The sequence below is a fragment of the Streptomyces axinellae genome (assembly GCF_039532135.1).
GTDB classification, from domain to species: domain Bacteria; phylum Actinomycetota; class Actinomycetes; order Streptomycetales; family Streptomycetaceae; genus Streptomyces; species Streptomyces axinellae.
Map to the genome: position 1 here is coordinate 388,463 of NZ_BAAARJ010000003.1, position 24,428 is coordinate 412,890.

The window sequence follows — 24,428 nt, forward strand, 5'->3', positions numbered from 1 at the left end:
GCCCCGCGGAGAGCCCGGCCCGCCACCCCCGGACGGCCCGCCGGTCCGCCGGTCCGCCGGTCCGCTGTCAGCCCTGCCAGCCCGGCACCACGAACACTCCCCAGGTCACCAGCGGTACGACGATCACCAGGCTGAAGCCCCACGCCATCAGTCCGCCGGGGGTGCCGTCACAGCAGCGGATCCCCCCACGCTGGTGCCGCCACCCGCGCGGGTGTCCCGACATCGGCGGCCCCCCAGAGCGAACTGACGTTCCTGGCCGACTCGTTCACCACCTACGCCGAACCCGCCATCGGCCGCGCGGCCACCGAACTGCTGGAGCAGGCGGGCCGGCGCGTACGGCTGGAGAGCCGCGGGTGCTGCGGACGGTCGAGCCTGTCCAAGGGCCTGGTGGACGACGCCCGCACCCAGGCCGCCCACCTCTCCCGGCCGCTCACCCAAGAGAGCGCCCCCGGCTCCCCCGTCGTCGGCTGCGAGCCCTCCTGCCTGATGACGCTGCGCGACGAGCACAAGGCCCTGCTCCCCGGCGACCCCGCCGTCCAGGACCTCGCCGGACGGGTCCGCCAGGTGGAGGAACTCCTCGTCGAGGCCATCGACGAGGGCCGCCTGCACCTGCGCGACGACACCTGGCCCGCCAACCGCCGCCTGCTCTACCACGGCCACTGCCACCAGAAGCCGAGGCCGGCACCGCCGCGACCCTCGCGCTGCTCTCCCGCATCCCCGGCGCGCGGGTCGAGGTTGCTGACCTGGGCGTTTACCGGGAGACGCGACCGTTCTGAGCAACAATCAGGGATTCGGACATTTCACCCCTCGGTTCAACGAAGCTCCACCACGCATCCCACTGAACGCAGGATACGAACGAGAAGTTCGCCTGTGCGGCTGACCGCCGTGAAGACAGAGCCGCTGGGTGCCGCGCACAGAGCGAGAACGTCCCGGCCTCCCACCAGCCCTTACGCCGGGCGCTCGCCCGAGAGTCCGCTGTCGGCTTCGGACCGAGCCCGAGGTACTCCGGGACGACAGCCACGAGGGCGCGCACCCGTTCCCGGAGAATAGACAGGCGTCCATGCCGATTTCCCCCCGCAGCGATCGCGCATCGTGCTGGAGCGGAGAAGAGCGCGCATGGGCGACCTGAAGGTCTTCCGGGCCCAAGGCGGTCGGGCGACGGAGATACCGGGTGCGGCGGCGGAGCGGGAGTTGCAGTCGCTGATCGAGCCGACATGGAAGCGTTGCCCGGCCTTCGATTCCCGGCCACGGAATACCGGACCGGTCGGCACCGGGGCCGGGGGCGCTCGGGCTGGATGAGAGCGGCACTCCGGTTGAGCCCGATCCGGCGAAGGGGCCGAGAACGGTGCCAGCGGGAGGGCAGATCTTCACCAGTTCCTGCATCACCTCGACCGGCCTCCGCGTGATGTGCACCTGCCCCTTGCGAGGCTGGCCGGCGGTGTAGCGGCCAGGAAGGCAGAAGGGGTTCCGATCGGCATCGGCGGGCCCTGGCGCCCCGGACGATGTACTCGCAGGCCCTGCCTGAGCCATCCCTTCCGCGGGCGGGAGGCTGGCTCGTGCTACCAGGCGATCCCCCGGCATATCCACCCCGCCGCCTGCGACCCATCGGTCGTCACGGGGAGTTGGCGCCAGTCGGTGAGGGTTTCAGGCAGGAGCAGCGCGACTTTCGCCGCAGCCGCCGACCGCGACAGGCGATTCGGCGACGGCGGATCCTTCCGCGCTGCGGCGCGGTAGCCGTACGCGGATGGGGACGCACTGCCGCCTACAGCGGCGGGACCCGCGTCACCTATCGACAACGGAGAGGCTCCTGCCGTGAATTCCGGGGCCGCCAACAGCAACCGCGCGGCGCCGCTGGCGGAGCCTGCTCCCGGATCGCGCGTCCTCGGCCTCAGACCGTCGGCGCCGGCGCCGGGTAGGTCGGGTACTCCGTGCCGGAGACGTGCTGGACGACGCGGATGACCTGGCAGGAGTAGCCGAACTCGTTGTCGTACCAGAGGTACAGGATCGCGTTGTCGCCCTCGACCTTCGTGGCACCGGCGTCCACGATCGAGGCGTGGCGCGAGCCGATGAAGTCGCTGGAGACCGCGTCGGGTGCGCTGATGAAGTCGATCTGACGCTTGAGCGGTGAGGTCAGGGAAACCTCGCGGAGGTGGTCGAGCACCTCGGCGCGGTCGGTTTCCCGGGCCAGTTGCAAGTTGAGGATGGCGATCGAGACGTCCGGCACCGGGACCCGGATCGAACTGCCGGTGATCTTCGCCTGGAGGTCGGGCAGCGCCTTGGCGACGGCGGAGGCGGCGCCGGTTTCGGTGATGACCATGTTGAGCGCCGCCGAGCGGCCACGGCGTTCCGAGTTGTGGTAATTGTCCAGCAGGTTCTGGTCGTTGGTGAACGAGTGGACGGTCTCCACATGGCCGCGCAGGACGCCGTATTCGTCCGCCATCGCCTTCAGCGGCGGGACGATGGCGTTGGTGGTGCAGGACGCGCAGGAAATGATCTGCTCGTCCGGCTTGATCATGTCGTGGTTGACGCCGTGCACGACGTTGGGCACATCGCCCTTGCCCGGTGCGGTCAGTACGACCTTCTCGATGCCCGGCCGCAGGTGCTTGGAGAGGCCCTCGCGGTCGCGCCACCTGCCGGTGTTGTCGATGAGTACGGCGTCCTCGATGCCGTACTCGGTGTAGTCCACCGTCGTCGGGTCGTCGGAGTAGATCACCTGGATCTCGTTGCCGTTGGCGATGATCCGGCTGTTCGTCTCGTCAACGGTGATGGTGCCCTGGAACTGGCCGTGAATGGAGTCGCGGCGCAGGAGCGAGGCTCGTTTGACCAGGTCCTGGCCGGCTTGGCCGCTGCCCTTGCGCACGACGATGGCCTTCAGCCGCAGCCCGTTGCCGGAGCCGGCCTTCTCGATGAGCAGCCGGGCGAGCAGCCGCCCGATGCGGCCGAATCCGTAGAGGACGACGTCGCGCGGCCGACGGCACGCGATCTTGTTCGCGCCCGTCGCCCCGGCGACCGCCTCCGCGGTGAACTCCGCCACCGGGAGGCCGCGGTCGTCGGACTTGTACGTCGCGGCGAGCATGCCGATGTCGATCTGAGAGGGCCCGAGGTCGAGGTCGGCCAGAGCCCGCAGGAACGGCAGGGTCTCGGTGACCGAGAGTTCCGCACCGGCGATCTGCCGGGCGAACCGGTGGGCCTTGAGGATGCTGACCACTGATTTGTTCACCAATGAGCGGCTGTGCAGCAGGACGGTCACGTCCTGCTCGCGGTGCAGCTTCCCGATGATCGGGATCATGGATTCCGCGATCTCCTCGCGGTGCTTCCAGTTGGTGAACGCGTCATCGTTGGCAGTCACAGATTTATCTTTCGAGCTAGGCGGTGCTCACATGATACCCCCGCCTTTCCGCGCGTTCGAACAGGGTTCCCCTCTGCCGGGAAGGGCGGCGTTCCCCTCTGCCGGGAGCACGATGACGGCCCGCCCCCGCCGCGCCTCTTCAGGGGCGCGGCGGGGGCGGGCGGGGCACGGCAGGGATACCGCAGCGGCGCGGCAGGGACGGGGCAGCGGCGCGTAAGCCGGTCACGCGGCGCTCTTCTCCTGGGTGCGCACCCCGCCGGTACGGCGCTTCAGCAGGCGGAACGCGATGAGGACCAGCACCCCGCCGAAGACGAGGGCCACGGCGGCCGAGGTGAGCTGGAGGGCCCAGTAGTGGGAGAAGGGGTGGTAGTCGCGGTAGTAGCTGACAGCGTGGATCTTGTCGTACGCGGCCTGGCAGTGGGCCTGGCCGGCGCCGCACTCCGGGAGGGGGTGGCGGGCGCCGCTGGAGGTGATGACGCCCTCATCGACCCCCAGTCCCCCGCCTGCCGGTGCGCCGGGCCCCAGTCCGCTGACGCGGGTCGCGCTGGGCCACAGGTAGGGCCGCGCCAGGTTGAGGGCGCCGAAGGCGCCTGCCGTGACGAGGACGGAGGTGAGGAGGGCGGGCAGGGCGCGGCGCCAGGCCAGGCCGGCCAGGGCACCGGCGGCCAGGCCGACCAGCGCGAGAGCGACGATGACGGGTCCGCCCGTCAAGAAGGTCGCCGGGTCGTACCAGCTCTTGGCCGTGTCGATGTGGCCCCGCCCGGAGGTCCAGGCGACGTGGTGGAGCCCGCCGAGCAGTCCGGCGCCCACGGTGACGAGGGCCGCGGGGACGGCGAGTTCGACGGCGAGCCAGCGGGCCGGGGACACCGACTGGGTCCATGCCAGCCGCGCCGTGCCCGTCTCCAGCTCCCGGCCGGTCAGCGTGGCCCCGGCCCAGGCGGCGACGAGGAAGGGGACGGCGAAGACGGCGTAGGTGAGGTACTGGTAGACGTCCTTGTAGAGCAGGATCGCGGGCTGATCGTAGGTGCACCGGGTGTTCATGCCGCACGCGTCGTACTGCCGCCAGGCCGCCGCCGCGGCCTCGGTGAGCGGACCCGACAGCCACAGCAGCGCGGCCGAGAGCACGAGCACGAGCCCCGCCCAGATCCACAGCGCCGGCCGGTGCAGCCGCAGCTGCCAGCGGGCCTGCCGGGATACGGCGGCCCGCCGGGGCTCCGCCGACGGGGGCCGGGTGGGCTCGGGGGCGGTGGGGGCAACGGCGGTCATGCGACCGTCTCCTCGGAAGTGGCGGACGTGGATTTGGACGTGGATGACGTGGCTGTGGACGTGGAGGCCGGGGCGCCGCCGGGGTCCGGAGCCGGTCCGGGATCCGTCATCGGCACGGGGTCGAGGGTCAGCGAGGGCGCCGCCGGGGTGCGCAGGTGGGCGAGCACCAGTTCCTCCAGGGTGGGTTCGCCGGCCTGCCAGTCGTCGGGCAGCGGGCCGGCGGGACGGATGAGGGCCGTGAGCTGCCGCCCGGTCGTACGCGCCTCGACCACGGTGTGCGGCCCCATCCCCCCGCAGGCGCCGCTTCCGGTTCGGGTTCCGGTTTCCGTTCCGGCGCCGGTTCCGGTTCCGCCGTCGGCCTCGGTCTGGGCATGGGCATGGGCGTTCGCGTTCAAGTGCACGTTGGCGTCGGGATCGGCGTGGGGACCGGCGTCGGCCGGAGCGCCGGCCTCCGGCGCGGGGCGGACGACGAGGCGGTGGGCGGCCAGCAGCTCGTCGATGTCGCCCGCCAGGCGGACGCGCCCGCCATGGATCAGCAGCAGGAAGTCGCAGCAGTCCTCCAACTCGGCCAGCACGTGTGAGGACAGCACGATCGTGGTGCCGTGCTCCGCGGCGGTGGCCATGAGGATGCCCAGCAGCTCGCGCCGGGCAAGCGGGTCCAGGTCGGCCATCGGCTCGTCCAGCAGCAGCAGTTCGGGCCGCTTGGCCAGGGCGACGGCGAGCACCACGCGGGTGCGCTGACCGCCGGAGAGCGAGCGGATGCGCGCCTTGGGGTTCAGGTCGCCGCCGGCCACGATGCGCTCCGCGGTGGCCGCGTCCCAGCTGCCGGGGTTGAGGTCGGCGCCCATGCGGAGCGTCTCGGCGACGGTGAGCTGCGGATACAGCGGCTTGGTCTGGTCGACGAACCCGATGCGCGGCCGGGCGTCGGCGGGGTGCCGGCCGAGCACGGTGACCGTGCCCTCACTGGGGGCGATCAGCCCGGCGGCGAGCCCCATCAGCGTCGACTTGCCCGCACCGTTGGGCCCCACGACGGCGCAGACGCGACCGGCGGGCAGCCGGAACGCGCAGTCGCGCAGCGCCCACATCCCCCGCCGCTGAAACCGTTTGCCGAGCCCGGCCGCCTCGATGGCGGTCATGGTCATCGTCGTTCCTCTCTGGTGGTCGCGAAGTGCTCGTCCAGCACGGCGGCGAAGAGCGCGGCCACGTCGTCCCGCTCCAGCCCGGCCTCCCGGGCCCGCTTCACCCATCCGTCGAGTTCGCTGCGCAGCGGCGAGTCCTCAGACACGGCGCCGAGCGCTTTGCGAACGAAGGTCCCGAGCCCCCGCCGCGCCTCGACGAGGCCCTCCCGCTCCAACTCGCGGTAAGCCTTGAGCACGGTGTTCGGGTTGACGGCCAGCGCCTCCACGACTTCGCGTGCCGCGGGAAGCTTGTCCCCGGGCTTCAACATGCCGAGCCGCAGGGCGTGTTTGGTCTGCTGGACGATCTGCAGGTAGGTGGCGACACCGCTGCGCCGGTCGATGCGGTATTCGACCATCCGGCAACCACCCTTTCACTAATTGAGTAGTGAAAGGGTGCGCGAGCGCGGACACACTTGTCAAACGCCGGAGAGATTGCCGGAGAGATGGCGGGGAGACGCCGATGAGATGGCGGGGAGACGCCGGGAAGACATGGAGAGCCCGCCAGACCAGAAGCAGACCTGACCGGACGGAAGCAGACAGAACAGATGGAACAGATGGAAAGGGAACCACGGATGCCCCACCCGCGACCGGACCAGCCCACCGCCCTCCCGCCCACCCGGGACTCCGCGACCCTGCTCGTGGCCGCGGTCATCCTCCACGACAGGGCCACCGACCACGTCCTGCTCCTCCAACGCGGCCCCCAGGCCAAGTTCGCCCCGAATCACTGGGACTTCCCCGGCGGCAAGAACGACCCCGGCGAGCCCGTCACCGCGACGGCGATCCGCGAACTGCACGAAGAGACCGGCGTCACCGTGGGGCCGAAGGACCTCCGCCTGGCCCATGTCATCCACAACGCCTGGGGCGTCGATGCCCCGGGCGGCTTCGTCACGGTGGTCTTCTCCGCCGACGAGTGGTCCGGCCACCCGGAAAACCGTGAGCCGCACAAGCACGCCCACGTCCGCTGGACCCCCACCACCGCCCTCCCCACCCCCTTCGTGAAGTCCACCGCAGCCGCCCTCCACCACCACCTGACAGGCGACGGCCCCCAGATCTCGGAGAGCGGGTGGGGGTAGGGCCGGGCGACGGCGAGGCGGAAGCCGGCGCTCGGGATCGGTGGCGGCAGGCGGGGCCGCCCGCCCCTGGTCGGTGGCGGTCCTCCCACCGGAGTGCGCGGCGGCCGGGTCGTCACCGAGGACATCTACTGAGCGATCCCGAATGGGACGATCACCCGGCGCCGAGGTCCTGAACCGCGCATCGCCATCCAGCCGTACAAACACCGCAAGGCCGCCACCGCCCGCAGCGACAACAGCGCCCGGGGCCAGCGGACCGACGTGCCGCACCTGACGACACCCCACCCTCCGCAACCCGACCGCCACAACCGTCGTCAGAAGCGTCGCTGAGGGGCGGGCTGCTCCGCCCCACGAGTATGCGTTCACCGCCGGTGGACCGGGACGTGCTCAGCTTCGGTGCGGCTCCCGATCAGGTGCGCGGTGGAGGGCGGTGAGGCGGGCGGTTTCGTCGTCGCGGAAGTTGCGGACTTCGGCGCAGCGTTGGCTCATGACGAATTCGCCGAGGGGGAGGCAGAGGTCCATGCGTTGGATGCAGACGCCGATCATGAAGGGGCCGTTCTTGGCGCGGTACATGCGCACGCCGTAGTAGCCCTCTTGGCACGGAACCGAACCCGCGATGCGGTGCACGTTCAATAAGCGCTTCTCGACGAGTCGGCAACTCCGGTCCACCTTTCGCAGGGCCTTATGGGCCGTAGGTTCAAGTTCCCTCCCCCTGAACTGCTGTGCGGAGGGCCCTGCCGGGAGCCATCCTCGGGGCCCGGTCCCCAGGTCGCTGTCACCCTCCCCGCCTCGTCCGAGTCGAGAGCGAGTGCCTTCTCACCGCACCCTCGATACGGGTCGCCCCTCGCAAGAGCCCACGGTCCTGGTGGGAGGGGCCGAGCAAGAACGGCGAGGGCCGCCGTCCCAGGAGTCGGGATGGCGGCCCTCAACAAGGCTGACGCAGCATCAGCAATTCGGGCTCCCGGTGCACATCCGGTGCACACGAGGATGGACATGAGCTGGGAACAACGAGAAACGTTGAACGCTGTTTCCACAGGTCACAGCAGGTTCCCCAGTCAACCCCGCAGGTGGCCCGAACCGGCGTTTTAGATGTCGAAGTAGAGCTCGAACTCGTGCGGGTGGGGCCGCAGCTGCATCGGGGCGATTTCGTTGGTGCGCTTGTAGTCGATCCAGGTTTCGATCAGGTCGGCGGTGAAGACGCCGCCGGCCTGGAGGTACTCGTTGTCGGCCTCGAGGGCGTCGAGGACGGCCGGGAGCGAGGTGGGGACCTGGGAGACGTCGGCGTGCTCTTCGGGGGCCAGCTCGTAGAGGTCCTTGTCGATGGGCTCGGCGGGCTCGATCTTGTTCTTCACACCGTCGAGGCCGGCCAGGAGGAGGGCCGAGAACGCCAGGTAGGGGTTCGAGGACGGGTCGGGGGCGCGGAACTCGACGCGCTTGGCCTTCGGGTTCGAGCCCGTGATCGGGATACGCATGGCCGCGGAGCGGTTGCGCTGGGAGTAGACCAGGTTGACCGGGGCCTCGAAGCCGGGGACCAGACGGTGGTAGGAGTTCACCGTCGGGTTGGTGAAGGCCAGCAGGGAGGGGGCGTGCTTCAGGATGCCGCCGATGTAGTAGCGGGCGGTGTCCGAGAGGCCCGCGTAGCCCTGCTCGTCGTAGAAGAGGGGGTCGCCGCCCGCCCACAGGGACTGGTGGACGTGCATGCCGGAGCCGTTGTCGCCGAAGATCGGCTTCGGCATGAAGGTGGCGGTCTTGCCGTTGCGCCAGGCGGTGTTCTTGACGATGTACTTGAACAGCATCAGGTCGTCCGCCGCCGCCAGCAGCGTGTTGAACTTGTAGTTGATCTCCGCCTGGCCGGCCGTGCCCACCTCGTGGTGCTGGCGCTCGACCTCAAGGCCCGCGCGGCCCAGTTCCAGGGAGATCTCGGCGCGCAGGTCGGCGAAGTGGTCGACCGGCGGGGCGGGGAAGTAGCCGCCCTTGTAACGCACCTTGTAGCCGCGGTTGGTGCCGTCCTCCAGGGCGCCGGTGTTCCAGGCGCCGGCCTCGGAGTCGATCTCGTAGAAGGCGCCGTTCGCCCTCGTCTCGAAGCGGGCGCTGTCGAAGACGTAGAACTCCGCCTCGGGGCCGAAGAAGGCGGTGTCGGCGATGCCGGAGGAGGCGAGGTACGCCTCGGCCTTCTTCGCCACGTTCCGCGGGTCACGGCTGTACTGCTCGCCGGTGATCGGGTCGTGGATGAAGAAGTTGATGTTGAGGTGCTTCTCGGAGCGGAACGGATCGACGCGCGCCGTGGACAGGTCCGGGACCAGGGCCATGTCGGACTCGTGGATCGCCTGGAAGCCGCGGATCGACGAGCCGTCGAACATCAGGCTCTCGGTCGGGTCGAAGGACTCGGCCGGCACCGCGAAGTGCTGCATGACGCCCGGCAGGTCGCAGAAGCGGACGTCGATGAACTTGACGTCGTTGTCCGCGATGTATTTCTTGGCCTCGTCGGCGTTCTGGAACATCCAAGTCCTCCTAGTCCCGCCGCGTCGGGACGGGCTTGCTCCGGGGCGCGGGCACAGTGCGGGGGCGCGCCTGGTGACCGACCATAGGCAGGGGCCATTTCTCCAGCATGACCCGATTGTTTCGCCGATGTTAACCAGCAGGCGGCGGCCGGCGCCCGGCTTCGGCGACGTGCCGCGCCAGCGGGGTGCGCGGGGGGCCGCGGGCGGGGGAATACGGCGCGATACCGTTGACGGGTGGACAACAGGGAAGCAATCGGATCGTGGCTGTCCGGTCCCCGCGCTGCCGCGGAGGACATGGGAGCCGACTTCGGCTACCGCGGGAAGCGGCTCGGCCTTCCCGAGGACGGACCCGGATCCATCGCGCCGATCGGCCGCAGGTTCGGCGCGATCTTCATCGACTGGGCGATCGCGGCCGTCATCGCTTTCGCGCTGACCGACCGCCGGATCGAGGCCACCAACAACTGGGCCCTGGTCGTCTTCCTGGTCATGACCCTGCTGACTGTCGGAACGGTCGGCTCCACCCTTGGCAAGCGGCTGCTCGGCCTCCGCGTCGTCTCGCTGAACGGCCTGGGCAAACTGCCGGTGTGGCGCACGCTTGTGCGTACCGTGCTGCTGGGGCTCGCCATCCCCGCCCTCATCTGGGACCGCGACAACCGGGGGCTGCACGACCGGCTCTCCGGCGCCGTCCAGGTACGGATCTGAACCACCCAGGTGCGGATCTGACCCGTCCAGGCGTGCGGATCCGGCCCACAGCTCTTGACGTGCGCGGGCTGCCGCCGGGCGCCCACCGCGTACGAGAGGGCGGGCCCGTCTCGCGGGCCCGCCCTCTTCTCGTTTTCCTGTTCTCCACCGGGGTCGTCCGCCGTTCTCCCCCGGGAGGCTCGGCGTCCTCGGGAGGAGTCAGTGCGTCCCCGGGAGGCGTCAGCGGCCGTTCGGCCCCTTCGGCAGCTTCATTCCCTTGGGCATCGGGCCCTTGGGGACGGGCATGTTGCTCATCAGGTCGCCGAGTGCGCGCAGCCGGTCGTTGACCTGGGTGACCTGCGCGCCCTGGAGCACCCGGGGGAGCTTCATCATGTGGGTGCGCAGCTTCTTCAACTCGACCTGGCCCTCGTCATGGCCGACGACCACCACGTGGACGGGGACGTCGCCCACGACGCGTGCCATCTTCTTCTTCTCCGACGCCAGCAGGCTCCGCAGCCGGTTGGGGTTGCCCTCCCCCACCAGGACGATGCCCGCCTTGCCGACCGCCCTGTGGACGACGTCCTGACTGCGGTTCATCGCGACGGCCGGGGTCACATGCCAGCCCCGCTTGAAGTTCTCCAGTACGGCCGCCGCCGCCCCGGTCTGGCCCTCCATCTGCCCGAAGGCGGCCCGCTCGGCACGGCGGCCGAAAACGATCGCGCACGCGAGCAGCGCCAGGAGCACGCCCAGGATGCCCACGTAGACGGGGTGGCCGATCAGGAAGCCGATCGCGAGGAGTACACCGAAGGTGACGAGCCCCACGCCGGCCAGGATCCAACCGATCTTCCGGTCCACGCGCCGGGTCATCTTGTACGTCTGGGCGATCTGCTTGAGCCGCCCAGGGTTCTCGGTGTTGTTGTCCTTCCTCGCCATGGGGGGAAGTTTACGGTGCGGGATGCCCCGCGGTCCCCTCGGCCCAGCCCTCCCCCGGCGCTGCCCCGGTCGTCCCCCGGCCCCGGGTGGCGGCTCAGCCGGCGGAATTCGCCTTGGGCCGGGAGACCGCCTCGAAGACCTGCTCCGCCTCGTGGCGGGCGCGGGCCCTGCGGCGGTCTTCCAGGACGGCCGTCCACGCGTTGTGCCGCGCTGTGCGCCGGCCGCCGGCCAGCAGGAACTGCTCCAGACCCTCCAGTGCGCGCAGGGTGGTCCGCACAGTGATCCCCTCCGTCTGTGATGCGGCGCGCGGTGTCGCGGCCGGTATCGCGGTCGATGTGGCGGTGCGTGGTTTCAGCGTCACGCCTCGGTGTTACCAGCGGATGACCGGAGGGTCAAAGTCCACGAAAGCCTGTGCGGCGAAGCTCACTCCCGAGCCCGCCGCACAGCTCCCGTCCGTCCACATTCGTCCCGTACGCGCACCGCGCCCCTCTCGCCGTACGCGCACCGCGCGCGTGCTACGCCGCCGAGGTGGCAGACGTAGCGGACGCAGCCTCCTGCGCCTCCTGTCCGGCGGTGCTCGTGTGCACGCCCTGGCGGGCGTCGATCGCCTGCTGGTAGAGGCGGCCGGCGCGGTACGAGGAGCGGACCAGCGGGCCGGACATCACGCCCGCGTAGCCGATCTCGTCGGCCTCCTGCTTCAGCTCCACGAACTCCTGCGGCTTGACCCAGCGCTCGACCGGGTGGTGCCGGGGGGTGGGCCGCAGGTACTGGGTGATGGTGATCAGTTCGCAGCCCGCGTCGTACAGGTCCTGGAGGGCCTCGCTGATCTCCTCGCGGGTCTCCCCCAGGCCGAGGATCAGGTTGGACTTGACCACCAGGCCCGCCTCGCGGGCGCGCGTGAGGACCTCCAGCGAGCGCTCGTAGCGGAAGCCGGGGCGGATGCGCTTGAAGATGCGCGGCACCGTCTCGACGTTGTGCGCCAGCACCTCGGGGCGGGAGGAGAAGACCTCGGCGAGCTGGTCGGGCTCGGCGTTGAAGTCGGGGATGAGCAGTTCGACGCCGGTGCCGGGCATCAGCGCGTGGATCTGGCGGACCGTCTCGGCATAGAGCCAGGCGCCGCCGTCGTCCAGGTCGTCGCGGGCCACGCCGGTGATGGTGGCGTAGCGCAGCTCCATCGTGCGGACCGACTCGGCCACGCGGCGGGGCTCGTCGCGGTCCAGCTCGGCGGGTTTACCGGTGTCGATCTGGCAGAAGTCGCAGCGCCGGGTGCACTGCTCGCCGCCGATCAGGAAGGTCGCCTCGCGGTCTTCCCAGCACTCGAAGATGTTCGGACAGCCCGCCTCCTGGCAGACCGTGTGCAGGCCCTCGCTCTTGACCAGGTTCTGGAGGGCGTTGTACTCGGGGCCCATTTTCGCCCGGGTCTTGATCCACTCGGGCTTGCGCTCGATGGGGGTCTGGCTGTTGCGGACCTCCAGGCGGAGCATTTTGCGACCGTCGGGTGCGACAGCGGACACGTCCGGCTCCCTACGTACTTTCGATTCAGCGGCGGGTATCAGCCTACGCCTGCGCTTTACGGGGTCTCCTGCGGGCCATGAGGGGGACCCGCGGTACGGGGCCGCCCTCACGGACCGCTCAGACCGCTCAGACGGCCCGCAGCACGGAGGCGGCGGGCTCCGTGGGCTTCGCTGCCTCCGCACGCGGCATGGGGTCCGCGGACTCCAGAACCTCGCGCAGGTGTTTCTCCATGAGGGGAAGCACCTCGGCGACCGGAACATTCCTGCCCAGCTCGTTGGAGAGCGAGGTGACGCCCGCGTCGCGGATGCCGCAGGGGACGATCCGGTCGAAACCGGTGTTGTCGGGGTTGCAGTTCAGCGAGAAGCCGTGCATGGTCACGCCCTTGGCGACGCGGATGCCGATCTGCGCGAGCTTGCGGTCCTCGCCGCGCTGGCCCGCGTTGGAGGGCGCGTACTCGGGGCCCATCAGGCGCGCGTCGTAGTCGTCCTGGTTCAGGCGGGGGTCGAAGTCCAGGGAGAGGCCGGGGAGCGAGGGGCGCTCCGCCACCGGGTCGCCCAGCACCCACACCCCGCTGCGGCCCTCCACCCGGGTCGTCTCCAGGCCGAGGTCGGCGCAGGCGCGGATCATGGCCTCTTCGAGGCGGCGGACGTGCGCCACGACGTCCACGGGGCGCGGCAGCTTCAGGATCGGGTAGCCGACGAGCTGGCCGGGACCGTGCCAGGTGATCTTGCCGCCGCGGTCCACATCGACGACCGGAGTGCCGTCAAGCGGGCGCTCGTCGTCGGTGGTGCGCCGTCCGGCGGTATAGACCGCGGGGTGCTCCAGCAGCAGGCAGGTGTCCGGGATCTCGTCGGCGAAGCGTGCCGCGTGCACCCGGCGCTGCTCCTCCCACGCCTCCAGGTATTCGACCGCGTCGGCGCCGAACCCCAGGTGGACAAAGCGAAGTTCACTTCTCGGCCGACTGCTCGCCAGGGGTTGCCCCATGCCGTTCCTCCTCGTTCCACCGCTCGGGCCCGGCGGATCCGCGCTCGCGCTCCACCGCCACTCTACGGCCGGGGCGCGCTGTCCCCGCAGGTGGCTGTCTGCTCACACGTACGGATGAATGCGCGACGAAGGGGGCGAACGGTGTGCGAGGGCCCCGTTACATTCGCGCCGTTCCAGCAGGGCGCCCCGGCGTCTGCCGTAAGCCGCGAGGGCAGGAGACCGTAAACCTGATGACGATGGAACGACCTGGGGGCTCCGTGAGCGACGCGACCCAGTCATCCCAGCAGCGCATCCCCAACCGCCAGCTCGCCGCGCTGATCGCCGAGGCGGGCTTCTCCAACGCCGGGCTCGCCAGGCGCGTGGATCAGCTCGGCCTGGAACACGGTCTTGACCTGCGCTATGACAAGACCTCCGTGACGCGCTGGCTGCGCGGACAGCAGCCGAGGGGCACGACCCCCGCGCTGATCGCCGAGGTCTTCACCCGTCGGCTCGGCCGGCGGCTGACCGCCCAGGATCTCGGCCTGGACGCGTGCGCGCCGGTCTATGCCGGACTGGAGTTCGCCGCGACCCCGGCAGAGGCGGTGGACATCGTCAGCGGCCTGTGGCGCAAGGACTCCGGCAGTCACGCCGAGCTGCGGAAGATCGCCTTCACCCCCGCGGGGCTCGTGGTTCCCAGCCGCGACTGGCTGATCGGCCGGGCCGACGAGCGAGTGGCGCGCGGCCCGGAGCCCGAAGGGCCCGCAGGCCGCCCGCCGGGACCCGGTCAGACCCCGGCCGGCCCGGGGTCCGGGCCGGGCGCCGGACCCGCATCCGGACATGGCCCCGGGCACGGCCCCGGCCAAGGACACGCCGCCGGCCACGGGCCGGGGCACGGGCATGCGCAGCCGCACGGGCATGCGCAGCCGCACGGGCCCGGCGCCACCGCCCTGCTGCACGGCGGCGGGGTGCGGGTGCCCGCGCAGACGACGAGAGCGGCGGGGCCCGGTGTGATGGCCCGGCCCACGCTGTCGGCCGCGCGGCTCGACCGGGTCGAGCGCGGTCCCGGCCAGCGGGTCTCCGGTGGCGACGTGGCGGCACTGCGCTCGGTCTGTGAGCTGTTCCGCGCCCTGGATCACGCCTACGGCGGCGGCCACGCCCGGCAGGCCCTGGTGCGGTACCTGGAGCACGAGGCCGAACCGATGCTGCGCGGCGTCTACGGCGAGCAGCTCGGCCGCCGGCTCTTCGGCGCCGCCGCCGACCTGACGCGGCTGGCGGGCTGGACGTCGTACGACATCGCCGCGCACGGGCTCGCGCAGCGCTACTTCGTCCAGGCCCTGCGGCTGACCCAGGCCGCGGGCGACCGCGCCTTCGGCAGCTACGTGCTGGTGACGATGAGCAGGCAGGCCGTCTACCTGGGGCACGGCCGCGAGGCGGTGCAGCTCGCGCGGGTCGCGCAGCAGGGTGTGGGCACGTCCGCCGCACCCCTCGTCCAGGCGCTGCTGCACGCCGCCGAGGCGCGCGGGCACGGGGTGCTGGGTGAGGTCCGGGCCTGTACCGCCTCGCTCGCGCGGGCGGAGCGGGCGCTGGAGAGCGCGCGGCCCGGGGAGGAGGTCCCGCAGTGGGCCCGCTTCTTCGACGAGGCCCAGCTCGCCGACGAGTTCGGGCACTGCCACCGCGATTTGCAGCAGTATCGCGCGGCGGCGCAGCATGCCGAACGGTCGCTCCAGCTGCGCGGCGCGGGCTTCGCCCGCAGCAGGCTCTTCTGCCGGGTGGTGCTCGCCTCGGCCCGGCTTGGGCTCGGGGAGATCGAGCAGGCGTGCGCGCTGGGCGTCGAGGCGGCGCACCAGGCGGCCGAGATGCGCTCGGTGCGCGCGCACGAGTATGTGCGGGACTTCGAACGCCGGCTGGAGCCCTACCGCGACGCGGCGCCGGTGCGGCAGTACCGGGAGAAGGTGTCGGCGCTCGTGTGAAGTGCGGGGGCGCCCCGCCTGGGGTCTCTCGTGTGGATCTTCGTGGATCGGGCCGCGGCGTCGGATGCGGTGCCTCGCAAGGCGGAGGAGCTTCCTCGTACTGGGCGTACTCGGATGCTCCGACAACGCGGCGAGGTGCCGTAGCTGTCGTCGCGGACCCGGAGATCCACACGAGAGACCCCAGGGCGCCCCCGTCCGGGAGGTGTCCCGCCGCGTTCGTGTGCTGCTGCGGGTTCCCGTGTGTGCGCGGTGCCGTAGCGAGCGGTGTGGCGGTGAGCGCCGGGGGGTCAGAGCTGGGCGAGCCGGGCCAGCGGGGCGACGGTGTCCGGCTCGTGGGAGGCGAAGGCGCCGTGGTCGCTGCGCCAGGTGACCGTGTGGGTGGCGCGCTGCGTGAAGCGGCGTTGCAGCTCCGGGTGGATGTACTTCAACCGAATTCATCCATCAGTGCTGGTCAGCGGCTTGAGTGTGGAGGGTGCAGCGGGCTGGGCGAGGGCCGGGGCGGTCTTTGCCGGACGGTCGCTTCCGCAGAAGGAGGGCGTCCGGCGCTCCTGTGTGCTCCATCGCACCGGGCTCCTGCCGCGCCGCGACAAGACGGCCCTGTGCACAGGGGATCCGCGGCTGCGGACCCTCGTCCACTTCCCGCTGTCGCCATGAGTAGAGTCCACGCCGGTCGTTGGAATGTCCACGACCAGCAGATTCCGGTAGCGACGGCAGGCGCGGCGGACTGAACAAGGGAAAGGTGCAACGCATGGGTGCCAGTGGCATCACCGACGAGACCGAGACAGGAGGGACCGACCCCGCACAGCCGTCGGCTCCCCCGCCGGGCACGATCGAGGGGGGTGTCTCGGGGGAGCGGCTGGTGCTGTTCACCGACGCGGTGACCGCGATCTCCATCACCCTGCTGATCCTGCCGCTGGTGGACCTCGTCCCCGAGGCCGCGTCCGCCCACGAGGGCGCCAGCGAGGTGATCACCGGTCATCTCGACCAGATCTGGAGCTTCCTGCTCAGCTTCGCGGTCATCGCGAACATCTGGCAGGAGCACCACCGGACATTCTCGACGGTCGCGAAGCTCACCCGCTCCCTGACGGTGTGGAACATGGGGTGGCTGCTCTCGGTCGTCGTACTTCCTCTGCCGACGGAGATGATCGGCACCTTCGGCCGCGACCGGTTCGTGGCGGCGTTCTACTACGCGGTGCTCCTGGCCAGCACGGTCTGCCGGTTCGCGATGCTGAGGATCCTGAATACCACCCCGGCGCTCCTGGAGGAAGACGGCCGGGCGGCCCGCCAGAGGACCGAGGACTTGTACACCGAGAGCTACCTCAACGTCCTCGCCCTGATCACCGCTTTCGTCATCGCGCTCGCCGTACCCGCCTTGCAGTACTACAGCCTGCTGCTGCTCGCCGTCCCGCCGAGGCTGGCGCGCCTCCGGCGCCGACGCGCCGCCCGCTGACCACGGGAACGGCCGGCACCCGGCGCCCGGGGCATGGCCGGGCACTACCAGGAGACCGGCAGGCCGGGGATTTCCATGGTGACCATCGTGGGGCCGCCCGGCGGGCTGGTGAGGGCGAGGACGCCGTCGAACTGGCCGAGGCGGCGTTCGATGCCCGCTATGCCGGAGCCCTTGGTGAGGTCGGCGCCGCCCTTGCCGTCGTCGGTGACGGTGATCCGGAGCATGCCGCCCGCGTCATAGGTGTGGCCGATGTCGAGCCAGATCCGGTCGGCCTCCGCGTGCTTGGCCGCGTTCGTGAGGATCTCGCTGGTGGCGAAGTAGGCGGCCGTCTCCACCGGTTCGTCGAAGCGGCCCGGCAGGTCGATGTCCACCTCGACGGGAACCCGCATGCGCAGCGCGAGCGCCTTCGCCGCATCGCCGAGGCCGCGTTCCGCCAGCACGGGAGGGTGTATGCCCCGCACCAGGTCGCGCAGCTCCGTCAGCGCCTCGGCCGAGGACTCCCGTGCCTGGGCGATCAGCTGCTTGGCCTTCGCCGGGTCGTGTTCGACGAGGGCCTCGATGGTGCCCAGGCTCATTCCCATGGCCACCAGGCGGGCCTGGGCGCCGTCGTGCAAGTCGCGTTCGATGCGGCGGAGTTCGGCGGCCGATGTGCCCACCGCGTCGTGCCGGGTCTCGTAGAGCCGCTCCACTCGCTGGGCCAGCAGGGCCTCTCGGGTGGGTGACAGGAAGGCCCGGGCGACCTGGAAGTGGGCCTTCACCAGGTGTTGGCCGGCGTTCAGCGCGAGGAGCAGCAAGAGGGTGCCCAGCAGGGCGCACTGCACGGCGTCCCCCACGTTCTCCACATGGACGAAGCCGTACCAGTAGTCGCCGGCGACGGCACGCCACAGGCCGCAGAGCACCACCCAGCCCTCCACACCGTAGGTGATCAGGGCGGGCGGGAGGAGGGCGAGGGCGAACCCGACCGTGGCATCGACGATCAGCCAGATCAGGTCCCGCCAGGTGGCGGGGTCCTTGAGCATGAGGAGGCAGCACTCGATGTGGCCCGTGACGCCCCCGCGCGTCCGGGGCAGCGGGCGGTAGGGGGCGAGAAGCCGCGTCCCCGCCCAGTCGCCCGCCAGAACCCGCCGCTGGTCGGCGTGTGTCCGCACGGCGTGCAGGACCCATGGGGTGGTGAGGAAACCCACTCCCGTCAGGAGGAGGGCGAGGGACACCACCGTGATGATGAACAGTGTCAGGGAACCGGCCAGCGACAAGAACGCCAGCACGACCCCGCGCGAGGCCGCGAGCCCCGCGGACCGCAACCGTCCCCCGCGCGAGCCGGGGCCGGCCCGGCCGTCGGCCTGCCGGTCCGGCCGCAGGGCGGCCGGCGCCGCGCGTGCCGCTCGCGCCGCGCCGTCGCTTCTCGCCATCGTCCCGTTCATCTCATTCACCCTGGCTTGCCCCGTTCTCGTATGCCCGCTCGCCAGGCACTCCGTCAGTCTGCGGCTCCGGCCCCGGGCGCCGCACTGGCGCGAGCCACCGGACCTTGGTGCACCTAGCACCACCCTCGGGACTCGTGCTGTCCGCCGGTCGCGTCGTCCGTGAGGTGCGCGCCCGGGGCGTGCGCCGCCGCCCCGGTGCCCCGAACTCCCCGCGTTTCACGGGCTCCATGCGCCCTTCGCGTGCCATGCCCTCCGCGTTCCACACCCCCCGCGCACTCCTCGCCGCCGCGCGCCGGATCCCCGTAACTCCCCCCTCGTGGACGGCCGGCGCGGGCGCATCGGGGCGGTCCCCTACGGTGCCGTATCTCCTACGCTGCCGCCATGAGATTTGGACTGCTGGGCACCGGCCCCTGGGCGGACCGCACACACGGCCCCGCCCTCGTGGCGCACGAGGACGTGGAACTGGTGGGCGTGTGGGGGCGCCGAGCCGAAGCCACCGAGGCGCAGGCCGCGCGCCTGGGCACGAGGGCCTACGCGGACGCCGACGCGCTGTTCGCCGAGTGCGACGCGGTCGCCGTCGCGCTGCCGCCCGACGTACAGGCGCCGCTGGCCGTACGGGCCGCGCGGGCCGGGTGTCATCTGCTGCTGGACAAGCCCGTCGCCACCACGCCCGGGGCGGCGCGCGAGGTGACCGCCGCCGTCGAGCGGGCGGGGGTGGCCTCCGTCGTCTTCTTCACCCTCCACTTCAGCGACACCACCGCGCGGTGGCTGCGGCAGCAGGCCGGAGAGACGGGCTGGCAGGTGGGCCGCGCGGACTGGCTCTCCCCGGTGTTCGGCGGGGCGGAGTCCCCGTACGCGGCCTCGCCGTGGCGGCGCGAGAAGGGGGCCCTGTGGGATGTGGGGCCGCACGCGCTGTCCGTCCTGCTGCCGCTGCTCGGCGCCGTGACAGAGGTCACAGCGGTGCGCGGGGCCGTGGGCGACACCGTGCACCTCGTACTGCGGCACGAGTCGGGAGCCTCCAGCACCTGCGCGCTCAGCCACTCGGTGACACCAGCCGCGGCGGGGGTCACCGCCGAGGTGCGCGGACCGGCGGGCGTGGCCGCCCTCCCCTCGCGCGAGGAGGCCCCGGACGTGGCCTTCGCCCAAGCCGTGGGCGCCGTCTTGGACGCTGCCCGCACCGGCACCCCGCACCCGTGCGACGTCCGCTTCGCGGAGGCGGTCACCGGGGTCCTGCACGAGGCCGAGTCCCAACTGCCGTCTGTTTGAGGCGCCCCCGGTACGCCCCGCGCCCTCGCCCTCCGCCGTCGCCCCCGTCGTGCGGCACCCCCGGTTCGGGACGGTCCGGGTCCCGGTTCGGGACGGTCCGGGTCCCGGTTCGGGACGGTCCGGGCCCACCGCGGTCCGCTCAGCCGGGCCGCGTCGCCGTCAGAGTCGTGGCCGGGAAGTCGGGGGAATGGGAGATCTCCACGGTCAAGAGGGCGGCTTCCAGGAGGCGGGCCGCCGCCCCGGACTGGTGGGCGCTCGTCTCCGTGAGGAGCGATCCGCCCGGGGCGAGCCAGTCGGGGGCCTCGGCGGCGACCCGCCGCAGGAGGGCGAGTCCGTCGGGGCCGCCGTCCAGTGCGGCGCGCGGCTCGAAGTCGCGGGCCTCGGAGGGCAGGAGCGCGAGTTCGTCCGAGGGGACGTAGGGGACGTTCGCGGTCAGTACATCGACGCGTCCGCGCAGTTCACCGGGCAGCGCCGCGAACAGGTCGCCCTCGTACACGAGTCCGCCCGCACCCGCGAGGTTGCGCCGGGCGCAGCGGACGGCGGCGGGATCCAGATCGGCGGCGTACAGCTCGCCCCGCCCGCCGAGCGCGGCCAGCACGGCGGCGCCCACCGCGCCGCTGCCGCAGCACAGGTCCACCACGACAGCGGGCTCCCGCCGGGACGCGGCGGGAGCGGCGGCAGCGGCGCGCTCCACCAGGAACTCCGTACGGCGCCGGGGCACGAACACCCCGGGGCCCACCTCGACGCGCAGACCGGCGAACTCCGCCCAGCCCAGGACGTGTTCGAGCGGGTGCCCGGCGACGCGCCGCCCGGTCATCGCGGCCAGCTCGGCCGCGGTGCGCGCTGTCCCGTACAGGAGCCGCGCCTCGTCCTCGGCGAAGACGCAGCCTGCGGCCCGCAGTCGGGCAACCAGCTCGGTCATCGGCTCGGACATCTGCTGGGACATCGGCTGGGGCGCCGGCTGGGACATCTGCTCAGCCATCGGCTCGCCGAGGGGCTCGGACATCGGCTGAATACGGGGGTCCGGCTCGGGCGGCGCGGCAGGAGCGGAACGGGTGGCACGCGCATCACGGGCAGAACGGGTGGCACGCGTGGAATGTGCGGGACGTGCGGAATGCGGTGACATGAAGCCTGGGAGCCTTCCGGGGTACTGGGGCGCTCCCGGGCGGCCGACGGCCCCCGCTCACCTGGAGGAGGGTGGCCTTCGGACACAGGGCGGGAGCGCCCCGCCTGCTACGGCGGTAATCGGTCCCACCTCCCTCTTCTCGTCGCGTCGGGATGCGTATCGAACATCCGTTGCCGGACGCGAACAATACCCCCGGCCCCGCGCCGTCGCACCCCGTAAAAACCACCCCATGGCGTCACGGTCCGTGAGGCAAGGCCACTGCCCGGGTCACTCCGCGCGGGCCGGCCGTTCGTAGAGCAGCTCGCGGCCGTCCCGCTCGTCCCACTGCTCCCCGACGTGGGTGAAGCCGAACGGCGCGAGTGTCGCGAGGGACGCCGCGTTGTCGGGGGAGACGGCCGCGCGGACGACGCGCACGGAGGGGTCGGCGGCGCAGCGGCGGAGCAGTTCGGCGAGGCCGGCGCGGGCGTAGCCACGGCGACGGTAGGCGGGGGCGATGACATAGCCGACCTCCACCATCCCCGCCTCGTCGGGCGGCCCGTGGAAGCCGACATGTCCGACGGCCACCTCCCGCGTACCCCGCAGCTCGTCGCCCGGGTCCGCGTCGCCCCGGCCCGCGTCGGCGCCCGCGCCACCGTCGGCATCCTCGGTATCGTCCGTGACCGTGCCGAGGACGATCTGTCGCACGCACCACGCGGCGCCCTCGGGGTCCGCGTCGATCTGGGCGAGGCGGTAGCGCCACAGCCAGCGGGCGCCTTCGTCCACGAAGATGTCGGGCAGGTCCAGCCCCACCGCACGCGAGCCCGCCGCCAGCTCTCCGGCCGCCAGCGCTTCCATGGCCGTTCGGCCCAGTTCTCTGAATCCGGTATCTGTCACGCCCGCATGGTCGTCGCACCCCAGGGAGAGGGCCACTCCTTTTCAGGTCCGGCGCGGGTTTTCAGGTCCGGCGCGCCCCTCGGACCCGGCCCCGGCTCCCAAGTGCGCCTCCAGCCCGGAGGGCGGGGACACCTGGGGCATCCGGGAGGCGACTTCCGTACCGACAACCCGGGCGGCAACGCCGGAACGCGCGGAGGCACCTTCGGTGCGGCGACCCTGACGACGGCCGCGGGGGCTCGTCCGTGCGTGCCGGCGGACGGCCGTCCGCCCCCCGGGAGCGGGTCCCGGTACAAGACGGACTCGGTCTGGTGCGACCGGCCTGAGCCTTCTCCTGTCAGAGGACTGATCGAGGGCGTCTCCCCGGGAGGGCCAGGGCTTTCCACGTCCTGACGCGTCCCGGGGACACACCGTCTCGGCCAACTACCGTTTTCGGTGGTCGGGCTGAGACGCGTGTCTTGGAGCGGCCGCCCTTCGCAGAAGGATGTCGGCCTTGCGCTCCGGACTTTCGACGCACATCCTGCTCGCCACTCCGGCAACTGCTCTGTCCCCGCTGGTCGCGGTGATCGCCGGCGTGCTGTCCTGGGCGGCGGACGGCAGCGTGCCCCGCGCGGTGCTGTGCGGCGGTGGGGCTCTCGTCGCATGGATGGCCCTCTCCGTCTCCCTGTGCTCCGCCCTGGGCCTGCTCGACCGGAGCGTCAGGTAGCTCCGGCATCACGGTGGAGGTATTTGCCAGTACGGCAAGGATCTTTGCCGTACTGGCGTGTGGGGGCGCATGGTCGGTGCCGAGGAGGTGGTCGAGATGACTGATCGACAGCCGGGGAACGGCTACGACGTGGTGGTGATCGGCGGCGGTGCCGCCGGCTTGAACGGGGCGCTGGTGCTGGCCCGCGCTCGGCGGTCCGTGGCGGTGCTCGGCGCGGGCGCGCCACGCAACGCGCCCGCCGAGGGCGTGCACGGACTGCTGGGCCACGAGGGGCTCCCGCCCAAGGAACTGCTGGCGCGCGGACGCGAGGAGGTCCGCGCCTACGGCGGCGACGTCCTGACCGGGGAAGTCACCGCGGTGGCCCGGGACGGAAGCGAGGGCGGGTCCGGGGACGACGGCCGGGACGACAGCCGGGGCGGCGACCAGGGCGCAGACGGGAGCGGGAGCGGATTCAGGGTGACCCTGGCCGACGGGCGCTCCGTCCGGGCCCGGCGGCTGCTGGTGACCAGCGGTATCACCGACGAGCTGCCGGATGTGCCGGGGCTGCGGGAGCGGTGGGGCCGGGACGTGCTGCACTGCCCGTACTGCCACGGCTGGGAGGTCCGTGACCGGCCCATCGGGGTGCTGGCGAGCGGTCCGATGTCGGTGCACCAGGCGCTGCTGTTCCGGCAGTGGAGCGACGATGTCGCCTTCTTCACCCACACCATGGCACCGCCCACGGACGAGCAGGCGGAGGAGCTGGCCGCCCGGGGCATCCGGGTGGTGGCCGGTGAGGTGGCGGGCCTGGAGATCACGGAGGACCGCCTGAGCGGGCTGCGGCTGGGCGACGGCACGGTGGTCGCGCGGGAGGCGGTGGCGGTCGCCTCGCGGATGGTGGCGCGCGGCGGCTTCCTGGCCCCCCTCGGGCTGCACCCCGTGGAGCACCCCAGCGGCGCCGGCGTGCACATCCCCGTGGACGCGGCCGGCCGTACGCGGGTGCCGGGTGTGTGGGCCGCGGGCAACGTCACCGACCTGGTCGGCCAGGTGGGGGCCTCCGCGGCGGCGGGCGCGGGCGCGGCGGCCCAGATCAACGCGGACCTGATCGCGGAGGAGACCCGGCAGGCGGTCGCCGCCCGCCGGAACGTCTTCCCGTCCGGGCACGACGGCGCCTCCCCCGGGAACCAGGCGCGCGTCGCCGAACCGTCCAGGGCCGAACGCCGCCACGGTCTGTGAACCGCACCGCACCCGCGCTCCCACGCACATTCGCCTCCGCATCCGCATCCGCATCCGCGACCGAGAGAGCGAGAGAGCGAGAGCGATCCGCGGGGCGCCCGTGCTTCTCGCACGGACGCCCCGCCGGGCGGCCCGCGGGCGGTAGATTCTTAGCGACCTGCCGCCAGACGGCCCAGTCCCGCTGCGAATTTGGAGTTTCCGTGCGTGTCGTGATCGCCGAGGACCTGTTCCTGCTCCGGGACGGGCTGGTGCGGATGCTGGAGGCATTCGACTTCGAGATCGCGGCGGCGGTCGACAACGGGCCCGAGCTGAGCCGGGCGCTGGCCGAACTGGAGCCCGATGTCGCCGTGGTGGACGTCCGGCTGCCGCCGTCGTTCAGCGACGAGGGGCTCCAGTGCGCGCTGGAGGCGCGCCGCAAGCGGCCGGGCCTGCCGGTACTGGTGCTCTCCCAGCATGTCGAGCAGCTGTACGCGCGCGAGCTGCTCGCGGACGGCACGGGCGGCGTGGGCTATCTCCTCAAGGACCGGGTCTTCGACGCCGACCAGTTCATCGACGCGGTGCGCCGCGTATCCGAGGGCGGTACGGCGATGGACCCGCAGGTCATCCAGCAGTTGCTGACGCGCCGCTCGCAGGACAAGCCGTTGGGGAATCTGACCTCCAGGGAGAAGGAGGTCATGGAGCTGATGGCGCAGGGGCGGTCGAACGCGGCGATCGCGGCCCAGCTGTTCGTGACGGAGCGGGCGGTCGCCAAGCACACCTCCAACATCTTCGGGAAGCTCGATCTGCCGCCCTCGGACGACAACAACCGACGTGTACTCGCCGTGCTGGCGTACCTCGACCGAGGCTGACCGAATCGTTAGCGTGCCTCCCCGTACGTGTCTTTGGTCACTTACGGGAGCGGAGGCGCCCCATGCACGAGCCGCACCAGCCCCACAACAAGTACGAGAACCA

The 24,428-nt window shown here is 71.8% G+C and carries 23 protein-coding genes; 8 read left to right on the forward strand and 15 right to left on the reverse strand.

Annotated features, from left to right (window positions below):
* Nucleotides 1-147: 147 nt before the first annotated feature.
* From ABD339_RS06200 to ABD339_RS06225, 5 genes are all read right to left on the reverse strand, one after another.
* Complete coding sequence (locus tag ABD339_RS06200; protein WP_344562954.1) at nucleotides 148-660, reverse strand: hypothetical protein; 513 nt, start codon at nucleotides 658-660, stop codon at nucleotides 148-150.
* 1,228 nt (nucleotides 661-1,888) lie between these two features.
* A complete protein-coding gene (locus ABD339_RS06210; protein ID WP_344562956.1) occupies nucleotides 1,889-3,349 on the reverse strand; it encodes a glyceraldehyde-3-phosphate dehydrogenase in 1,461 nt (486 codons plus the stop codon).
* Between the two features lie 222 nt (nucleotides 3,350-3,571).
* Nucleotides 3,572-4,615, reverse strand: a complete 1,044-nt coding sequence (locus ABD339_RS06215; protein ID WP_344562958.1) for an ABC transporter permease — start codon at nucleotides 4,613-4,615, stop codon at nucleotides 3,572-3,574.
* Nucleotides 4,612-5,757, reverse strand: a complete 1,146-nt coding sequence (locus tag ABD339_RS06220; RefSeq protein ID WP_344562960.1) for an ABC transporter ATP-binding protein — start codon at nucleotides 5,755-5,757, stop codon at nucleotides 4,612-4,614. Before ABD339_RS06220 ends, ABD339_RS06215 begins: the two co-directional genes overlap by 4 nt.
* Nucleotides 5,754-6,149 (reverse strand): GntR family transcriptional regulator, encoded by a 396-nt coding sequence (locus ABD339_RS06225; protein ID WP_344562962.1) that lies wholly within the window; start codon nucleotides 6,147-6,149, stop codon nucleotides 5,754-5,756. Before ABD339_RS06225 ends, ABD339_RS06220 begins: the two co-directional genes overlap by 4 nt.
* A 216-nt stretch (nucleotides 6,150-6,365) precedes the next feature.
* Between ABD339_RS06225 and ABD339_RS06230 the strand changes: the two genes are divergently transcribed.
* Complete coding sequence (locus ABD339_RS06230; RefSeq protein ID WP_344562964.1) at nucleotides 6,366-6,866, forward strand: NUDIX domain-containing protein; 501 nt, start codon at nucleotides 6,366-6,368, stop codon at nucleotides 6,864-6,866.
* A 384-nt stretch (nucleotides 6,867-7,250) separates the two neighbouring features.
* Here ABD339_RS06230 and ABD339_RS06235 read toward each other — a convergent pair whose 3' ends face one another.
* Both ABD339_RS06235 and glnA read right to left on the reverse strand, forming a co-directional pair.
* On the reverse strand, nucleotides 7,251-7,496 hold the full coding sequence (locus ABD339_RS06235; RefSeq protein ID WP_425575899.1) for a hypothetical protein: 246 nt from the start codon (nucleotides 7,494-7,496) through the stop codon (nucleotides 7,251-7,253).
* A gap of 452 nt (nucleotides 7,497-7,948) precedes the next feature.
* Nucleotides 7,949-9,364 (reverse strand): type I glutamate--ammonia ligase, encoded by a 1,416-nt coding sequence (gene glnA, locus ABD339_RS06240; RefSeq protein WP_344562965.1) that lies wholly within the window; start codon nucleotides 9,362-9,364, stop codon nucleotides 7,949-7,951.
* Between the two features lie 234 nt (nucleotides 9,365-9,598).
* Here glnA and ABD339_RS06245 point away from each other — a divergent pair, with 234 nt between their 5' ends.
* A complete protein-coding gene (locus tag ABD339_RS06245) occupies nucleotides 9,599-10,066 on the forward strand; it encodes an RDD family protein (protein WP_344562967.1) in 468 nt (155 codons plus the stop codon).
* 219 nt (nucleotides 10,067-10,285) lie between these two features.
* On the opposite strand, the gene ABD339_RS06250 is transcribed toward ABD339_RS06245, so the two are convergent.
* The 4 genes from ABD339_RS06250 to lipB all read right to left on the reverse strand — a co-directional run bounded on the left by ABD339_RS06250 (nucleotide 10,286) and on the right by lipB (nucleotide 13,477).
* Nucleotides 10,286-10,978 (reverse strand): DUF4191 domain-containing protein, encoded by a 693-nt coding sequence (locus ABD339_RS06250; RefSeq protein WP_344562968.1) that lies wholly within the window; start codon nucleotides 10,976-10,978, stop codon nucleotides 10,286-10,288.
* Between the two features lie 94 nt (nucleotides 10,979-11,072).
* Nucleotides 11,073-11,255, reverse strand: coding sequence for a hypothetical protein (locus ABD339_RS06255; RefSeq protein WP_344562969.1), 183 nt, complete (start codon nucleotides 11,253-11,255; stop codon nucleotides 11,073-11,075).
* Nucleotides 11,256-11,493: 238 nt separating this feature from the next.
* Entirely contained in the window at nucleotides 11,494-12,492 is a 999-nt protein-coding gene (gene lipA / locus ABD339_RS06260) for a lipoyl synthase (protein WP_344562970.1), read from the reverse strand.
* A gap of 127 nt (nucleotides 12,493-12,619) precedes the next feature.
* A complete protein-coding gene (gene lipB, locus ABD339_RS06265; protein ID WP_344562971.1) occupies nucleotides 12,620-13,477 on the reverse strand; it encodes a lipoyl(octanoyl) transferase LipB in 858 nt (285 codons plus the stop codon).
* Nucleotides 13,478-13,707: 230 nt separating this feature from the next.
* Between lipB and ABD339_RS06270 the strand changes: the two genes are divergently transcribed.
* On the forward strand, nucleotides 13,708-15,426 hold the full coding sequence (locus ABD339_RS06270) for an NsdA family TPR-like regulatory protein (RefSeq protein ID WP_344562973.1): 1,719 nt from the start codon (nucleotides 13,708-13,710) through the stop codon (nucleotides 15,424-15,426).
* Between the two features lie 287 nt (nucleotides 15,427-15,713).
* Here the strand turns inward: ABD339_RS06270 and ABD339_RS06275 are convergent, their stop codons facing one another.
* Nucleotides 15,714-15,854, reverse strand: coding sequence for a hypothetical protein (locus ABD339_RS06275; protein WP_344562975.1), 141 nt, complete (start codon nucleotides 15,852-15,854; stop codon nucleotides 15,714-15,716).
* A gap of 320 nt (nucleotides 15,855-16,174) precedes the next feature.
* On the opposite strand from ABD339_RS06275, the gene ABD339_RS06280 reads away from it, so the two are divergent.
* The gene (locus ABD339_RS06280) at nucleotides 16,175-16,876 is read left to right on the forward strand and encodes a TMEM175 family protein (protein WP_344562977.1); all 702 of its coding nucleotides are present in this window, start codon (nucleotides 16,175-16,177) and stop codon (nucleotides 16,874-16,876) included.
* 44 nt (nucleotides 16,877-16,920) lie between these two features.
* Here ABD339_RS06280 and ABD339_RS06285 read toward each other — a convergent pair whose 3' ends face one another.
* Nucleotides 16,921-18,297 (reverse strand): sensor histidine kinase, encoded by a 1,377-nt coding sequence (locus tag ABD339_RS06285; protein ID WP_344562979.1) that lies wholly within the window; start codon nucleotides 18,295-18,297, stop codon nucleotides 16,921-16,923.
* Nucleotides 18,298-18,678: 381 nt separating this feature from the next.
* On the opposite strand from ABD339_RS06285, the gene ABD339_RS06290 reads away from it, so the two are divergent.
* Nucleotides 18,679-19,563 carry a Gfo/Idh/MocA family protein gene (locus ABD339_RS06290; protein ID WP_344562980.1) on the forward strand — a complete coding sequence of 295 codons (885 nt, stop codon included), beginning with the start codon at nucleotides 18,679-18,681 and terminating at the stop codon, nucleotides 19,561-19,563.
* Nucleotides 19,564-19,702: 139 nt separating this feature from the next.
* Here ABD339_RS06290 and ABD339_RS06295 read toward each other — a convergent pair whose 3' ends face one another.
* Nucleotides 19,703-20,533, reverse strand: a complete 831-nt coding sequence (locus tag ABD339_RS06295) for a putative protein N(5)-glutamine methyltransferase (RefSeq protein WP_425575908.1) — start codon at nucleotides 20,531-20,533, stop codon at nucleotides 19,703-19,705.
* 423 nt (nucleotides 20,534-20,956) lie between these two features.
* A complete protein-coding gene (locus tag ABD339_RS06300) occupies nucleotides 20,957-21,562 on the reverse strand; it encodes a GNAT family N-acetyltransferase (protein ID WP_344562981.1) in 606 nt (201 codons plus the stop codon).
* 490 nt (nucleotides 21,563-22,052) lie between these two features.
* Here ABD339_RS06300 and ABD339_RS06305 point away from each other — a divergent pair, with 490 nt between their 5' ends.
* The 3 genes from ABD339_RS06305 to ABD339_RS06315 all read left to right on the forward strand — a co-directional run bounded on the left by ABD339_RS06305 (nucleotide 22,053) and on the right by ABD339_RS06315 (nucleotide 24,325).
* On the forward strand, nucleotides 22,053-22,265 hold the full coding sequence (locus ABD339_RS06305) for a hypothetical protein (RefSeq protein WP_344562983.1): 213 nt from the start codon (nucleotides 22,053-22,055) through the stop codon (nucleotides 22,263-22,265).
* Nucleotides 22,266-22,361: 96 nt separating this feature from the next.
* Nucleotides 22,362-23,477, forward strand: a complete 1,116-nt coding sequence (locus tag ABD339_RS06310; protein WP_425575900.1) for an NAD(P)/FAD-dependent oxidoreductase — start codon at nucleotides 22,362-22,364, stop codon at nucleotides 23,475-23,477.
* Nucleotides 23,478-23,677: 200 nt separating this feature from the next.
* Nucleotides 23,678-24,325 carry a response regulator transcription factor gene (locus tag ABD339_RS06315; RefSeq protein ID WP_344562987.1) on the forward strand — a complete coding sequence of 216 codons (648 nt, stop codon included), beginning with the start codon at nucleotides 23,678-23,680 and terminating at the stop codon, nucleotides 24,323-24,325.
* Nucleotides 24,326-24,428 lie beyond the last annotated feature (103 nt).